Here is a 15,702-nt window from a genome sequence, read left to right as displayed (position 1 = left end):
AAGCTTTGTAACAAGCAAACCCCGAGGCAGCAAGCCTCGGGGTTCTTTTATCTCTTTTCTTTTTTCAGAATGGAATTAAACAGTGTGAAGAAGGTGATCGTTGTCACCGCAGCAGCTATGATATCGCTGACTGGTTCTGCGAGGAATACTGCAAATACTTTATTGTCGAAGAAATTCGGCAGGATAAAGATCAGAGGTATCAGCAGGACAATCTTACGAAGGCAGGCAAGCAGCAGGCTGACCTTTGCCTGTCCGAGAGCCATAAAGCTCTGCTGGCAGCTTACCTGGAAACCAAGAGAGAAGATTCCGGCCATGTAGATGCGGAGCGCCCAGGCAGAGTATGTTACTAGTTCCTTATCGGAAGTAAAGATTGTTGCAAATGCTTTTGGAAAAATCATCACGACAAGCCAGAATGCAGTCGTATAGATGACGCAGGTGCAGAACTGTGTGAAGAATGCCTTCTTTACACGGTCTGGTTTGTTTGCACCAAAGTTATAGCTGATGATCGGCTGTCCACCCTGGCAGATTCCCTGAAGCGGCAGGGTAACAAGCTGACTGATACTTGTGATGATCGTCATTGCTCCAACTGCCACGTCGCCGCCAAATCTGGAAAGGCTGCTTGTAAAACTGATGGACAGAAGGCTCTCCGTTGACAGCATAACAAAGGTAGAAATACCAAGAGCAAGGCACGGACCAAATACCTTAGGATCCAGATGCATGTTACTCCGTTTCAGGCGGAGGATAGTTTTCTTTCCGGTCAGGAAGCGGAGAATCCATACAGCACCTACGGTCTGGCTGAGAACAGTGGCAAGTGCGGCACCTTTTACGCCCATGCCAAGGGCAAAAATAAAGATCGGATCCAGGATAATGTTGATAACAGCACCGATAATTGTAGTCATCATACTGATCTTGGCAAATCCCTGAGTTGTAATGAAGGTATTCATGCCCAGTACGATCAGTACAAAAAAGCTTCCGAGGATATAGATTCTGGCATAATCTGTTGCATAAGTTAAGGTGACATCACTGGCCCCAAAGAGTCTGAGCAGAGTTGGTGCACTTACATAAAATACGATGGTCAGCACGACTGCAAGACCGACCAACAAAGTAAAACAGTTTCCGAGGATCTTTTCGGCCAGATCATTGTCCTTCTTTCCCATTGCAATGGCTGCACGTGGAGCACCGCCGGAGCCAACAAGCATGGCGAAGGCATTCAGCAGCATCAGAATCGGAGTAAAAAGTCCGACACCCGTCAGCGCGGCGGCTCCGATTCCCGGAATATGACCAATGTAGATTCGGTCTACAATGTTATAAAGCAGATTAATAACCTGCGCCACAACTGCCGGAATTGCCAGCTGTGCAAGGAGTCTGGGAATACTTCCCGTCTCCATATTGGTTGTTTTGGTTGGTGTTTTCATAATATTCATCTCCATATTTATATTGGGATTTTGAGTATCAAAATTTAAGCATTGAGTAGCATAGCACAAAAGACAAAAAATAGAAAGTTATTATACAAAGAAGAGGTTTTGTTCAGATTTAGGACAGAACCTCTTTATTGTTACATGACAGTAAAAAGACGAGAATGATATAATACTAACAAAAAGATTTTGAGAATACCAAAAATATTTGAATAAATTGTACAAATGCGTTGTGAAAAATAAACAAATGTGTTAAAATTTGACTATGCGCAATGGAAATAATAGATAAAAATTAGTGAAAAAGGAGAATGATATTGAAACAGTGGTCAGAGATCCTGCGAAATGTCACAATGCTTTCGCAGCTTGGGCTGTCATTTATAACACCGCTTCTTCTGTGCCTGGCGCTCTGCTGGTTCATTATTTCAAAGACCGGTGTTGGTGTCTGGGTCTACATTCCGGGATTTTTCTTCGGAATGGGTGGTTCGGCAACCGTGGCATACAAGTTTTATTTGTCGATCAATAAACAGCAAAAGAAAAAACATAAAAAAGACAAAATATATTTTAACAGACATTCATAAACATCTACATGAAGGACAGAATAATGGAAAGGAAGTAACTGTTTTGGAAGATATGCGTGATCATACAGAACAGTTACGAAAGGAATGGAATTATGAGCAGTATATTGGATAATGTGCAGCCGGCGGTAAAGAAAGAAACAAAAAGGGTCGTGAAGATCACGGCAGTTGGTCTGATTCTGATGTGGATTCTTTTTGCAGTACTTCATTTTACAATGCCGGATAAGGTGCCGTTAGATTATACAGTATTTTTAGGAGGCATTGGAGGCGGAGCAGTTGCAGTTCTGAATTTTTTCCTGATGGGGCTGGCAGTACAGAAGGCTGCATCAGCTTCTGACGAGGGAACTGCAAGAATGAAACTCAAAGCCAGTTATTCACAGCGTTTTTTGATGCAGATCCTGTGGGTGATCCTGGCAATCGTCGCACCGTGCTTCCATTTTGTTGCAGGAATTGCTCCACTTTTATTTCCGGGAACGGGAATAAAGATCATGGGGATATTTCATAATAAAATATAAGACGGAAAACTGATATAGATGGGAGGTGAATGAATGTATGGAACTGGATATTAATGGGGCGAAGATATTATTTACTTTACCCATTGACCTGCCGGTTCTGGGACCTTTAAGAATCAGCGAGACCATGGTCGTAAGCTGGATTGTTATGATACTGATTACAGGATTCTGTATCTGGCTGACGCATGATCTCAAGGAAGAAAACATCTCTAAACGGCAGGCTTTGGCAGAAATGCTGGTAGAGATGGCAAACAAATTTGTTGTCGGCAATATGGGCGAGAAGTTCAGATATATGATTCCGTTCGTTGCAGCACTTTTTGCAACAAGTGTGGTATCGAACCTGATCAGTCTTGTGGGACTTCGAAGTCCGACTTCAGACCTGTCGACAGAGGCAGCGTGGGCAGTCGTGGTATTTATCATGATCACCGCGCAGAAGATCAAGACCAGTGGTTTCGGTGGATATCTCAAAGGATTTACACAGCCGATTCCGGTCATGACACCATTTAATGTTCTTTCTGAACTGGCAACACCGGTAAGTATGGCGTGCCGTCACTTCGGAAACATTCTTTCTGGTGTCGTTATCAATGGTCTGATCTATGGGGCGCTGGCAGTGGCAAGTTCCGCACTTCTGGGGTTGATCCCGGGACTTGTGGGTGATGTATTGTCACAGATACCTGTTCTTGATGTAGGTATCCCGGCTATTTTATCTGTATATTTTGACTGGTTCTCAGGAATTATGCAGGCATTTATTTTCTGTATGCTGACTGTTATGTACATCGCAAATGCAGCAGAGGAGTAACAAAACAGCGGATATGGGGAATCCGCAGGATTAGAAAAACAAACATACTACAGGAGGTTTTTACTATGGATTTTCAGTTATTAGCAAAAGGTATCGCATTAGCAGGTTGTGCAATTGGAGCAGGATGTGCACTGATCGCAGGTATCGGCCCTGGTATTGGTGAAGGTAATGCTGTTGCAAGTGCTCTGGAAGCAATCGGACGTCAGCCGGAATGCAAAGGTGATGTTACATCTACGATGCTTCTTGGTTGTGCTATCGCAGAGACAACTGGTATTTATGGATTTGTAACCGGTCTGCTCCTTATTTTTGTAGCACCTGGTATGTTTATGAATTTCCTGGGTTAAGTAGGGAAAATCAGACAGCAGGAGACAGGAAAGTAAAGCAGGATCTGTTCGCCGTGAAGAGTATGAAGCGAACAGTGACAACAGGAGGTTACAAACATGCAGGTACAGGAATTAGTAGGAATTGTGCCGTGGAATTTTATAGCGACGATTTGCAACCTTTTTATTCAGGTGTATCTCATTAAACGTTTTCTTTTCAAGCCGGTCAATGAAATGCTTGAAAAACGCAGGGCCAAAGCCGATGCCGAGATTCAGGACGCTGTAAAGGCTAAAGAAGAGGCAGAGGTTATGAAAGCCGAATACGAAAAGAATATGCAGGAAGCAAAAGAAAAGGCAAATGACATCGTACTGACAGCTCAGAAAACAGCAGCTGTTCAGAGTGAGGAAATGCTCAAAGAGGCTTCTAGTCAGGTAACTGCCATGAAGGAAAAGGCAGAGAAAGACATTGCACAGGAAAGACGTAAAGCCGTCAACGGGATCAAAGGTGAGATCGGAGGTATGGCTGTTGAGATCGCCGGTAAGGTAATCGAGCGCGAAATTAACGAAGAGGATCATACGAAACTGATTAATGATTTTATTGAGAATGTAGGTGAGGCATCATGACACAGGCTGCCAGAGTTTATGGTGGCAGTCTCTATGATCTTGCCACTGAAGAAAAGCTCGATGGACAGATCATGGAGCAGATGAATGAAATCAGACAGATTTTTCGGGAAAATCCAGGATATCTGAAATTATTGGGAGAACCGGCAATTCCGCAGGAAGAGAGAATAAAGCTTCTCGATGAAGCCTTTGGTGGACAGGTAGAACCGTATCTCCTTAATTTTCTCAAACTTTTATGCGAGAAGAAGATTCTGAGAGAGTTTTCCGGCTGCTGTGAGGAGTTTACACGTAGATATAATGCCGATCATGGTATTGTGGAAGCTCTGGTCACAAGTGCAGTGAAACTCAAAGATGATCAGATGGAAGCTTTACGTATCAAACTGGAGAAGATCAGTGGTAAAAAGATCCATCTCACACAGAAAACAGACCCGACGGTTCTTGCCGGACTCCGTGTAGAAATGGAGGGCATACAGCTTGATGGAACCGTACAGGGACGAATTTCAGATATCACGAAGAAACTGAATGAAGTTGTTGTTTGATGAAAAGTAAAATTTAGTAACTATTCAGCAGGTAGTAACTGAGAAGGTACTGAACAGTTACAAAAGCTATAAAATGTTAAAGGATGGAATGGACACATGCAATTAAAACCTGAAGAAATATCCAAAGTCATCCGAAGCCAGATAAAATATTATGAAAATGCTATTCAGCAGAATGAAACAGGAACGATCCTTATGGTCGGTGATGGTATTGCCCGTGCCAGTGGACTCGTAAACTGTATGGCGGGTGAACTGCTGGAATTTGAAGACGGAAATTTCGGAATGGCGCAGAACCTGGAAGAAAACAGCGTTTCTATCGTAATATTTGGCTCCGATGAAAATATTGGTGAAGGTCAGACTGTAAAACGTACAGGCAAGGTCGTGTCTGTACCAGTAGGTGAAGCGATGATCGGACGAGTAGTCAATGCTCTTGGACAGCCGATTGACGGTGCAGGTCCGATCGACACAAAAGAATTTCGCCCGGTAGAGACCAAGGCACCTGGGATCTGTGAGAGACGTTCCGTATACCAGCCTCTGCAGACTGGTATCAAGGCAATTGACTCCATGATTCCGATCGGTCGTGGACAGCGTGAGCTGATCATCGGCGACCGTCAGACAGGAAAGACAACCATTGCAACAGATACGATCATTAACCAGAAGGGAAAAGATGTTCTCTGTATCTATGTCGCAATCGGACAGAAACGTTCAACAGTAGCATCTCTGGTAGAGAATCTTACCAGAAACGGTGCTATGAACTATACAATCGTAGTTGCTGCGACGGCTTCGGAATCCAGCCCGATGCAGTATATTGCACCTTATGCAGGCTGTGCAATGGGCGAGTACTTTATGAACCAGGGAAAAGACGTACTCATCATTTATGATGATCTGAGTAAGCATGCGGTTGCTTACCGTGCACTTTCTCTTCTGATCCGTCGTCCGCCTGGACGTGAGGCATATCCTGGAGATGTTTTTTATCTGCACTCCAGACTGCTCGAGCGAGCAGCGAAACTTGACGATGAGCATGGTGGTGGTTCTCTTACTGCACTGCCGATCATTGAGACACAGGCGGGTGACGTATCTGCTTATATCCCGACAAACGTAATTTCCATTACAGATGGACAGATATTCCTTGAGACAGAGCTTTTCCACTCCGGTATCATGCCGGCGGTTAACCCTGGTATCTCTGTATCACGAGTTGGTGGAGATGCACAGATCAAGGCTATGAAGAAAGTAGCCGGAACTCTGAAACTGATCTATTCGCAGTACCGCGAACTTCAGAGTTTTGCCCAGTTCGGTTCAGATCTGGATGCGGATACCAAGGCTCGTCTGGAACAGGGTGCACGTATCGTAGAAGTTCTGAAACAGAGCCAGAATGCTCCGGTGCCGGTAGAAAAACAGGTAGCGATCCTGTATGCCGTAACCAAGGGCATCCTCGAAAACGTTAAAGTGGAAGATGTAAATGCATATGAAGCAGGACTGTATACCTACCTTGATGCAGATGCAGCCGGTTTGGAAGTAATGCAGCTGATCAGTACCACAGGCAAGCTGGAACCGGAAACAGAAGAAAAACTGCGTCATGTACTGGAAGCGTATACAGAAAATTTCCTGAATACAAGACCTGACAAATAATGTGATTAGGAGGGTATGATCATATGGCTGGAAATATGAAAGCGGTAAAGCTGCGTATCAAAAGCGTACAGAGTACGATGCAGATTACCAAGGCCATGGAGCTTGTTGCATCCTCCAAACTGCGTAAGGCAAAGGAACGTGCAGAAACCTGCCGTCCTTACTTCACAGAGCTGCATGAGACACTGAAGGACATTGCCAGAGAAAACATTGATTTTTCTTCTGTATACGCCAGAGAGTCATCCAATCCGCGTTACTGCTATGTAGCGATTGCCGGTGACAGAGGTCTGGCTGGTGGATATAATGCCAATCTTTTCAAATGTCTGGAAGCTGCAGCTGAAGGCAAGGATTATGTGGTTCTGCCGATAGGAAAAAAAGCAGTTGAGTATTTCAGACAGAGAGGTATTGAATGTCTGACAGATAAGTTTGCGGAGATCGCAGATATTTCTGTCGCAGACTGTTTTGAGATCGCAAATCTGCTTTGTGAAGAATTCCGCAAAGGAACATTCGGGCATATTGAATTATGTTATACCGTTTTTGCATCCATGCTTTCTCAGCAGCCGGAGGTATTTTCTGTACTTCCTATGACTGACATCCGAGAGGAAAGCGGTGGCAGAGTAGCTACAAGAAATCTCATCCTCTATGAGCCGAATGCAGAAGTTGTGTTTGATGCCGTTGTTCCGGAATATCTGGCGGGACTGGTTTATGGTGGTGTATGTGAAAGTACAGCCAGTGAACTTGCAGCCAGAAGAATGGCTATGGACGCTGCGACAAGTAATGCAGAAGAGATGATCGATAAACTGAATCTGTATTACAACAGAGCGCGACAGGCCAGCATCACGCAGGAGATCACGGAGATTGTTGCAGGTGCGGAAGGGCTTTAAAATATCATAGGAGACTTAAAACATGAGTGAAAAACACATTGGCGAAGTAGTACAGGTCATCGGTCCGGTTCTGGATATCCGCTTTGCGCACGATGAACTCCCGGCTCTTCTCAATGCCATAGAAATAGAATCAAACGGCGCAAAGCTGACGGCCGAAGTAGCACAGCAGATTGGTGATGATGTCGTAAGGTGTATTGCCATGAACTCTACCGATGGTCTTGTCCGGGGCACGAAGGCAGTAGATACCGGCGGCCCGATCACAGTTCCGGTAGGAGATGCCTGCCTGGGACGAGTATTTAACCTTCTTGGAGATCCGGTAGATAACAAACCAGCTCCGGAGGCGAAGGAGCGCTGGTCTATCCATCGTCCGGCTCCTTCTTATGAGGAACAGATGCCGGCCACAGAAATTCTGGAAACCGGTATCAAAGTCGTAGACCTGATCTGCCCATACGCAAAGGGTGGTAAGATTGGTCTGTTCGGTGGCGCAGGTGTAGGAAAAACAGTTCTGATCATGGAATTGATCCACAACGTAGCTACCGCTCACGGCGGTCTGTCTGTATTCACAGGTGTTGGAGAACGTACCCGTGAGGGAAATGACCTTTATAATGAAATGAAAGAAAGTGGAGTTATCGATAAGACGGCTCTGGTTTATGGTCAGATGAATGAGCCACCAGGAGCACGTATGCGTGTCGGACTTTCCGGGCTTACCATGGCGGAGTACTTCCGTGATGAGAAGAACCAGGATGTGCTTCTCTTTATCGACAATATCTTCCGTTTTACACAGGCTGGTTCTGAGGTATCTGCACTTCTTGGACGTATGCCGTCTGCAGTAGGATATCAGCCGACACTGGCAACTGAAATGGGTAACTTGCAGGAGCGAATCACTTCTACACGTAAGGGTTCCATTACATCCGTACAGGCTGTTTATGTGCCTGCTGATGACCTTACAGACCCTGCTCCGGCAACAACTTTCTCACATCTGGATGCTACGACTGTACTTTCCCGTGAAATCTCCAGTCAGGGTATTTATCCGGCAGTAGATCCGCTGGATTCCACAAGCCGTATCCTTTCACCGGAGATTGTTGGTAAAGAGCACTATGAGATTGCAAGATCTGTACAGCGTGTGCTTCAGCGTTACAAAGAACTTCAGGATATCATTGCCATCATGGGTATGGACGAACTTTCTGAAGAAGACAAACGTACAGTAAGCCGTGCACGTAAGGTACAGAGATATCTGTCTCAGAGCTTCTCTGTAGCAGAACAGTTCACAGGTATGCCTGGTAAATATGTTCCTCTCAAAGAAACCTTAAGAGGATTCAAGATGATTCTCGACGGTGAATGTGATGATATTCCGGAGAGTTACTTCCTGTTTGCCGGTACCATTGATGAAGTATTTGAAAAAGCTAAGAAGCAGTAAAGGAGGTGTCTTATGAGTACCTTCCCTTTACGGATCGGAACACCGGACGGGCTGCTTTTTGAGGGCGATGTGGAACGTGTGGTCTGCAGAAGTATCGGCGGTGATATTGCGATTCTTGCAAGACACTGTAACTTTTGTACTGCTCTTGGAATGGGGGAAGCCAGTGTCGTCATGGCAGATGGAAACAGACGAACTGCGGCCTGTATTGGAGGGATGCTTTCTGTTATGAACGGCACCTGTCGTCTTCTCGCGACCACCTGGGAGTGGAAGGAAGATATTGACGTAGAGCGTGCGCAGGCAGCTAAGAAACGTGCTGAAGAAATGATTGCCAAAGGCGGTCTTACTGACCAGGAATACAAAATGGCATCTGCAAAACTGCAGAGAGCATTGGTGCGTCTGAGTGTAAAAGAATAAGTTATTTGTGCAGGGAGAGTCAGTGGCTCTCCCTGAAATTTTGGGTAAAAGCTTAGTTTTTGAATATTTACGGATTCTCTGTAAAGTGCTATGATGTATCACAATCACAAAATGGATTTGCCGCTACAGCAGGCGGAAGAATAACAGAGAAGAGGGAGTGGGTTTTATGAAAGATACAACGTTGGAGGGAAGGGCAAAAACCAAAAACGGAGTTGCCAGGCTGGCATTCTCCGTATTGTGCATTTTGTTAGAGGTTGTGTTTATTGTTGCGTTGTTTACCAGACTGAACAGATATGCAGAAGCACTGAACCTTCTGACAAGAGTGTTGGGACTGATTGTCATTTTGAATATGTATGCATCGCCGGTCACATCGACGATCAAGATGCCCTGGATTCTTCTGATCCTCGCATTTCCGATCATGGGACTTGGACTGTATCTGCTGGTTGGTCTGAATGGAGGTACGGCAAAGATGCGAAAGCGCTATCAGAAAATTGATGAACAGCTTTTGCCTTGTCTTCCACAGAACCGTACAATTCAGAAAAAACTTGAACAGATACTTCCAAAGGCAGGAAATATATCTTCGTATATTTACAGGAATGCTTTTTATCCGGTGTATCAGAATACGGATGTGACTTATTACGATGAGGCGGCAAAGGGGCTGGAAGCACAGCTTATTGATTTGGCAAAAGCAGAGCACTTTATTTTTATGGAGTACCATGCAATCGAAGATGCCGATGCGTGGCAGCGGATTCAGCATGTGCTGGAAGAACGAGTGAAGGCTGGGGTAGAGGTCCGTGTTTTTTATGATGACATGGGCTCGATTGGCTTTATCAATACAGATTTTATCAAAAAGATGGAGGCTGTCGGAATACGTTGCAGGGTCTTTAATCCATTTGTGCCAGGCTTAAATTTATTTCTGAACAACAGAGATCATCGAAAAATTACGGTGATTGACGGCAAGATTGGATTCACAGGAGGCTATAATCTTGCAAATGAATATTTTAATCTGACACATCCTTATGGACAATGGAAAGATACTGGCATTCGTCTGGAAGGTGATGCAGTACGTTCACTGACGGTGACATTCCTGGAGATGTGGAATGCTGTCAGTGATAAGGATGAAAATGACACGGATCTTGAGCAGTTTCTCCTGGAATATTCATATGAGGCACAGCAGACAGGATTTATACAGCCTTATGCAGATAGTCCACTGGATGATGAACAGGTGGGAGAAGAGGTCTACATCAGTATGGCAGATAAAGCAGAAAAATACTGCTGGTTTATGACACCATATCTGATCATTACGGATGAAATGGCACATGCACTGACACTTGCTGCAAAGCGTGGTGTTGATGTAAGGATCATCACCCCGGGAATTCCGGATAAGAAGTTGGTCTATAATGTCACCAGATCTTTTTATCATGAACTGGTCAAGGATGGGGTTCGGATTTATGAATGGACACCGGGATTTTGTCATGCCAAGATGAGTGTTGCGGATGACTGTATGGCGACTTGTGGAACAATCAATCTGGACTATCGAAGTCTGTATCATCACTTCGAAAATGGATGCTTTATGGCAGACTGTGATGCTGTTCAGGATATTCGAAATGACCTGTATGAGACGATGAAAGAGTGCCGCGAAGTTACAGAAAAATATCGTACAGGACGCAGTGCATACCTGCGACTGGGACAGCTGTTTATGAGATTGTTTGCGGGATTGCTGTAAACAAAATTGTCTTGACAAAAGTGTGAAAATAAGTATATAATACAGAAAATTATACATTTATCAAAAGGAGCGATGTTGCTACAGCATCGCTCCTTTTTGCATTTCCGAAAAAAATGCATTTTTTTGAAGCTGTCGGGAGTACTTTAATGTATAGGAAAAGAGGAGGGAACATCGATATGGAACAGTTGAACGAAATTATTGCACAGATTGATGATTTTGTCTGGGGACCGGTTATGCTGGTCCTGTTGGTAGGAACCGGAATATTTCTTACATTTCGAACAAGATTTCTGACGTGGAGAAATCTCGGATATGCACTGAAGAGTACTCTCAGTAAAGAGGCACGCACAAAGAGTCGTGGGGAAGGGGATGTTTCTCCGTTTTCTGCACTTACAACGGCACTCGCAGCTACTATTGGAACAGGTAATATTGTTGGTGTTGCAACTGCTATGGTATCTGGTGGTCCGGGAGCTCTTGTATGGATGTGGATTTCGGCAGCGTTTGGCCTGACTTCCAAATTCAGTGAGTGCATGCTTGCAATTAAATATCGAGAGATAAATGCCAAGGGTGAGATGAGTGGCGGTCCTATGTATACGATGAAAAAAGGTCTGAAAAATAAGACGTTTGGCGCTGTTCTGGCATGGCTTTTTGCTCTGTTTGCAGTAATTGCTTCTTTTGGAATCGGAAACATGACACAGGGAAACTCTATTGCCGGAGCTTTACATTCTACCTTTAGCGTGCCGACATGGGTAACTGGAATTGTGATCACAGTAGTTTCTTTACTGATTATTGTAGGCGGAATTAAATCCATATCAAAAGTCTCTTCGATTGTCGTTCCCGTTATGGCAATTTTTTATGTCATCTGTGGAATGATCGTAATTTTGGGAAATATTTCCAATTTGCCGTCAGGACTTGCGATGATCTTTAAAATGGCATTTTCAGTCAAAGCGGTTGGTGGTGGCCTCTGCGGTTCCATTGTTGCATCTATGATGAGTGCGATGCGATTTGGTGTTGCACGTGGTGTGTTTTCAAATGAAGCAGGTATGGGTTCTGCTGCAATCACAGCGGCAGCGGCAACTACTGATAATCCGGTACGTCAGGGTTACATAAATATGACCGGTACTTTCTGGGATACGATAGTTGTATGCACGATTACTGGCCTTGCCATTGCATCTTCAGGGGTCCTTGGAATGACCAATGAAGCCGGTGAAATGCTTACAGGTTCGGATGTTACGATTGCCGCATTTAAGACAATCCTTGGAACTTCAGGCGGATGGCTTGTAACAATCGGCATCACATTGTTTGCATTTTCCACGATTCTGGGATGGGAATATCATGGAGAAAAAGCTTTTGAATATCTTCTGGGAACACACAAATTTAACATGATTTACCGAGTTGTATTTTCGCTGGTCGCTTATTTGGGATGTACACAGACATTGAGCCTTGTATGGAATTTTTCGGATATTGCGAATGCACTTATGGCGATTCCAAACCTGATCTGTATGTTGCTTTTAAGTGGTGAGATCGCAAAAGATATTCAGGAATTTCAGTCTGAAATATATTCCTGTTAGTATTGACTCACCCGGTGTCTTTAAAGTACAATAAAACAGAATAAAACGAAAACAGAACAGACTCTGACGGCAAGGAATTCATCCGAGCGGGAATAGTTGTTGATGTGAAATTTACAGGACTTCTCTACCCTGACGGTGGAGGAGTCTTTTTGTATGTATGGGGAGGTATTTGCAAATGCTGAAAGTGGCAATTTATGGAAAGGGTGGTATCGGGAAATCGACAGTGACTTCCAATCTGGCGGCGGCTTTTGCTTCTATGGGGAAGAAAGTCATTCAGATTGGCTGTGATCCGAAGGCAGATTCTACGATCAATCTGCTTGGTGGAGAACCACTTCGCCCGGTTATGAACTATATGCGGGAAGAGGACGAGGAACCGGAGAAACTGGAAGACATTTCACGTGAAGGATTCGGAGGCGTTCTCTGTATTGAAACAGGCGGTCCGACACCGGGACTTGGGTGTGCCGGAAGAGGAATTATTGCGACATTCCAGCTTCTGGAGGATTTGAGATTATTTGAAACATACCAGCCGGATGTGGTTCTTTATGATGTGCTTGGTGATGTAGTGTGCGGAGGATTTGCTGCACCGATTCGTGAAGGATATGCAGAGAAAGTGCTGATCGTGACATCCGGAGAGAAGATGGCTTTATATGCTGCAAATAATATTTCCAGTGCCGTGAGAAACTTCGAAGATCGGAGTTATGCGCGGGTTTTCGGTATTGTTTTGAATCATCGAAACGTCGAAAATGAAACAGAAAAAGTGCAGGCATTTGCAGACAAGAGCGGTATTCCGATTGTTGGTGAGATACCGAGAAGTGATGAGATCATCCGATGGGAAGACCAGGGTAAAACAGTGATCGAAGGAGATGCAAAGTCCTCGATTAGCAGACGCTTTTTTGATCTGGCAGAGATGCTTTTGAAAGCAGAGGAAGAAGAATGAGCAGAGCTTATTATTGTACAGTAGAAGAACTGAATGAACGTGGAAGAGAGAATATCCCGGGTCAGTTTAAATCAAATATGCATCTTATTTACAGTTCTCCGGCGACCCTTGCCTTTAACTCTCCGGGAGCAGAAGGGTTCGGAGTCAAGAGAGCAGGGCTGGCAGTTCCGGGTTCGATCATGCTGATCGTGGCTCCGGGATGCTGTGGGCGAAATACGTCTCTGATCAGTTCCATGCGCGAATATGACAATCGCTTTTTTTATTTGATGATGGATGAGACAGATATTGTGACTGGCCGTCATCTGAAGAAAATCCCAAAGGCAGTGGCAGAAATCTGTGAAGGTCTTGAGAAGAAGCCTTCTGTTGTGATGATCTGCATCACCTGTGTAGATGCACTTCTTGGCACAGATATGGAGCGTGTGTGCCGAAAAGCAGAAGAAAAAGCGGGGCTTCCGGTGCGGCCGTGCTACATGTATGCACTGACCAGAGAAGGACGAAAACCACCGATGGTACATGTACGACAGTCCTTATATTCCCTGCTAGAGCCGACAAAAAAGAAGGGAAATGTCGTTAATCTTCTGGGATTTTTCTCACCGCTTGTGGATGGCTGTGAGCTGTATGATCTCCTTCACAGTGCAGGAATTAAGACAATCCACGAGATATCCAGATGCAGAGATTTTGAAGAATATAAGACGATGGCGGAGGCGAATTTCAATCTGGTTTTGCATCAGGAATCACGTTATGCGGCGGAGGATTTTAATGACAGACTGAAGATTCCATTTATTGAGTTACGACGTTTATATCAGACGGATAAGATACAGAATCAGTATCAGGCACTTGCGTCTGTACTGGGCATTTCCTTCGAGCTGGACGAGTATCGAGAAGCAGCAGAACAGGGAATCGAGGATTTCCGAAAAGTCTGTCCGGATGCATCATTTGCAGTCGGGGAATGCATGAACGGGGATCCGTTTGAACTGGCACTGGCTCTTCTGAAATATGGATTCAAAGTACCTGAGATTTATGGAACGATTACGGCAGAGAACTTTGTGTATATGAAACAGCTTGCACTCTTAAGCCCGGAAACGAGGGTGTTTTCCAATATGGAACCAACCATGATCTATTACGATCCGGCACAGAGCGGAGTGAATATCACCATAGGCAAGGATGCCCTTTATTACCATCAGGACTGTCCTGGACTGATGTGGAACCAGGACGAACAGCCGTATGGATTCGCCGGGGTGAGAAGGCTGTTTGAGGCGTTAAAGGAGGTGGCTGGATGAGAGGACTTCGGAAATACCTGACGCCGTTCGCACCAGATCAGTCAGGTGCGGTGTCAGTACTTTTTGAACTGGGAGGTATTGTGGTGATCTGCGATGCCGGAGGATGCACCGGCAATGTCTGTGGATTTGATGAGCCACGGTGGTTTGAACAGAAAAGTGCAATTTTCAGCGCCGGACTTCGAGATATGGATGCAATCCTGGGACGTGATGACCGCCTGGTGGCGAAGCTTGCTGATGTGGTGCAGAAGATAGATGCAACGTTTGTAGCAGTGATTGGAACTCCGGTTCCAGCAGTTATCGCAACAGACTATCTTGCGCTTAAACGCATGAGTGAAAAAAAGATAAAACTGCCAATCCTGACAGTAGATACAGACGGAATGGAACTCTATGACAAAGGCGAAGAGAAAGCTTTTCTGGAGCTTTTTAAGATTTTTGCGATAGAAAAATATCAGGCGGAAGAAGACAGAATTGGTATTCTGGGGATGACACCGCAGGATGTCAGTGACCTTGACGCGGCAGACAAAATACGTGATCTATATCAGCAGAAATATGGCAAACAGGCAGTCTGTTACTGCATGGGAGACGGACTGGAAGAGATAAGAGAAGCCTCCTCAGTAAGTAGAAATATCGTTGTTTCGCCGGCGGCACTAATGACAGCAAAGTATCTGGAAAAGACATTTGGGACACCGTATGAAATTCACTATCCGCTGGTGGATGAACTAATTCCAGATGTAGATTATACCGGTAAAGAAGTTCTCATTGTACACCAGCAGGTAATTGCAAATTCTATTCGAAAAGAACTGTTGAAGAAGGGTGCAAAAAGAGTTCAGATTGCAAGCTGGTTTATGATGAAAAAAGAGCTTTTGGCAGATGGTGATGTGCTTCTCCGAGATGAGGATGCTTACATAGAACTTGTGCAAAATGGAGATTTTGATATCATTTTTGCAGATGGATGTATGGAGCGGATGATACCAGAATTTAAGGGAATATTTGTAGACACACGGCATTTTGCGGTGTCTGGAAAGTTGATTGGAAAATAAAAATCCTGCTGTATTTATGAAGTGATACAGTA

Annotated in this window: 16 protein-coding genes; 15 read left to right on the top strand and 1 reads right to left on the bottom strand. The window is 44.7% G+C overall.

Annotation, left to right across the window (positions count from 1 at the left end; translation table 11 throughout):
- Positions 1 to 47 precede the first annotated feature (47 nt).
- The gene (locus tag LI112_RS01395) at positions 48 to 1,415 is read right to left on the bottom strand and encodes an MATE family efflux transporter (protein WP_117997675.1); all 1,368 of its coding nucleotides are present in this window, start codon (positions 1,413 to 1,415) and stop codon (positions 48 to 50) included.
- 308 nt (positions 1,416 to 1,723) lie between these two features.
- Between LI112_RS01395 and LI112_RS01390 the strand changes: the two genes are divergently transcribed.
- The 15 genes from LI112_RS01390 (at position 1,724) to LI112_RS01320 (ending at position 15,670) form a co-directional block, all read left to right on the top strand.
- A complete protein-coding gene (locus tag LI112_RS01390; protein WP_005428184.1) occupies positions 1,724 to 1,993 on the top strand; it encodes an AtpZ/AtpI family protein in 270 nt (89 codons plus the stop codon).
- A 92-nt stretch (positions 1,994 to 2,085) separates the two neighbouring features.
- Positions 2,086 to 2,505 (top strand): hypothetical protein, encoded by a 420-nt coding sequence (locus tag LI112_RS01385; protein ID WP_005428182.1) that lies wholly within the window; start codon positions 2,086 to 2,088, stop codon positions 2,503 to 2,505.
- Between the two features lie 37 nt (positions 2,506 to 2,542).
- A complete protein-coding gene (locus tag LI112_RS01380) occupies positions 2,543 to 3,301 on the top strand; it encodes a F0F1 ATP synthase subunit A (RefSeq protein ID WP_005428181.1) in 759 nt (252 codons plus the stop codon).
- A gap of 65 nt (positions 3,302 to 3,366) precedes the next feature.
- Positions 3,367 to 3,645 (top strand): ATP synthase F0 subunit C, encoded by a 279-nt coding sequence (atpE, locus tag LI112_RS01375; protein ID WP_005428180.1) that lies wholly within the window; start codon positions 3,367 to 3,369, stop codon positions 3,643 to 3,645.
- 96 nt (positions 3,646 to 3,741) lie between these two features.
- The gene (gene atpF / locus LI112_RS01370; protein WP_022388064.1) at positions 3,742 to 4,245 is read left to right on the top strand and encodes a F0F1 ATP synthase subunit B; all 504 of its coding nucleotides are present in this window, start codon (positions 3,742 to 3,744) and stop codon (positions 4,243 to 4,245) included.
- The gene (gene atpH, locus LI112_RS01365; RefSeq protein WP_005428175.1) at positions 4,242 to 4,781 is read left to right on the top strand and encodes an ATP synthase F1 subunit delta; all 540 of its coding nucleotides are present in this window, start codon (positions 4,242 to 4,244) and stop codon (positions 4,779 to 4,781) included. Before atpF ends, atpH begins: the two co-directional genes overlap by 4 nt.
- 96 nt (positions 4,782 to 4,877) lie before the next feature.
- Positions 4,878 to 6,407: a F0F1 ATP synthase subunit alpha gene (gene atpA, locus LI112_RS01360; RefSeq protein WP_055055389.1), complete on the top strand. Its 1,530-nt coding sequence runs from the start codon at positions 4,878 to 4,880 to the stop codon at positions 6,405 to 6,407.
- A 23-nt stretch (positions 6,408 to 6,430) separates the two neighbouring features.
- Complete coding sequence (atpG, locus tag LI112_RS01355; RefSeq protein WP_022389078.1) at positions 6,431 to 7,288, top strand: ATP synthase F1 subunit gamma; 858 nt, start codon at positions 6,431 to 6,433, stop codon at positions 7,286 to 7,288.
- A 22-nt stretch (positions 7,289 to 7,310) separates the two neighbouring features.
- Positions 7,311 to 8,705 carry a F0F1 ATP synthase subunit beta gene (gene atpD, locus LI112_RS01350; protein ID WP_005428171.1) on the top strand — a complete coding sequence of 465 codons (1,395 nt, stop codon included), beginning with the start codon at positions 7,311 to 7,313 and terminating at the stop codon, positions 8,703 to 8,705.
- Between the two features lie 12 nt (positions 8,706 to 8,717).
- Complete coding sequence (atpC, locus tag LI112_RS01345; protein ID WP_022389080.1) at positions 8,718 to 9,119, top strand: ATP synthase F1 subunit epsilon; 402 nt, start codon at positions 8,718 to 8,720, stop codon at positions 9,117 to 9,119.
- Between the two features lie 166 nt (positions 9,120 to 9,285).
- Positions 9,286 to 10,845 carry a cardiolipin synthase gene (gene cls, locus LI112_RS01340; RefSeq protein ID WP_005428162.1) on the top strand — a complete coding sequence of 520 codons (1,560 nt, stop codon included), beginning with the start codon at positions 9,286 to 9,288 and terminating at the stop codon, positions 10,843 to 10,845.
- A gap of 176 nt (positions 10,846 to 11,021) precedes the next feature.
- Entirely contained in the window at positions 11,022 to 12,413 is a 1,392-nt protein-coding gene (locus tag LI112_RS01335) for a sodium:alanine symporter family protein (protein ID WP_022389081.1), read from the top strand.
- Positions 12,414 to 12,588: 175 nt separating this feature from the next.
- Positions 12,589 to 13,350, top strand: a complete 762-nt coding sequence (locus tag LI112_RS01330; protein WP_022389082.1) for a nitrogenase iron protein NifH — start codon at positions 12,589 to 12,591, stop codon at positions 13,348 to 13,350.
- A complete protein-coding gene (locus LI112_RS01325) occupies positions 13,347 to 14,630 on the top strand; it encodes a nitrogenase component 1 (protein WP_227190118.1) in 1,284 nt (427 codons plus the stop codon). The genes LI112_RS01330 and LI112_RS01325 overlap by 4 nt, the downstream gene beginning before the upstream one ends.
- The gene (locus LI112_RS01320) at positions 14,627 to 15,670 is read left to right on the top strand and encodes a nitrogenase component 1 (protein ID WP_005428154.1); all 1,044 of its coding nucleotides are present in this window, start codon (positions 14,627 to 14,629) and stop codon (positions 15,668 to 15,670) included. The genes LI112_RS01325 and LI112_RS01320 overlap by 4 nt, the downstream gene beginning before the upstream one ends.
- Positions 15,671 to 15,702 lie beyond the last annotated feature (32 nt).

This window comes from Blautia sp. 210820-DFI.6.14 (genome assembly GCF_020558815.1).
Taxonomy (GTDB): Bacteria; Bacillota; Clostridia; order Lachnospirales; family Lachnospiraceae; genus Blautia_A; species Blautia_A obeum.
This window is presented reverse-complemented; position numbering and strand designations above follow the sequence as displayed.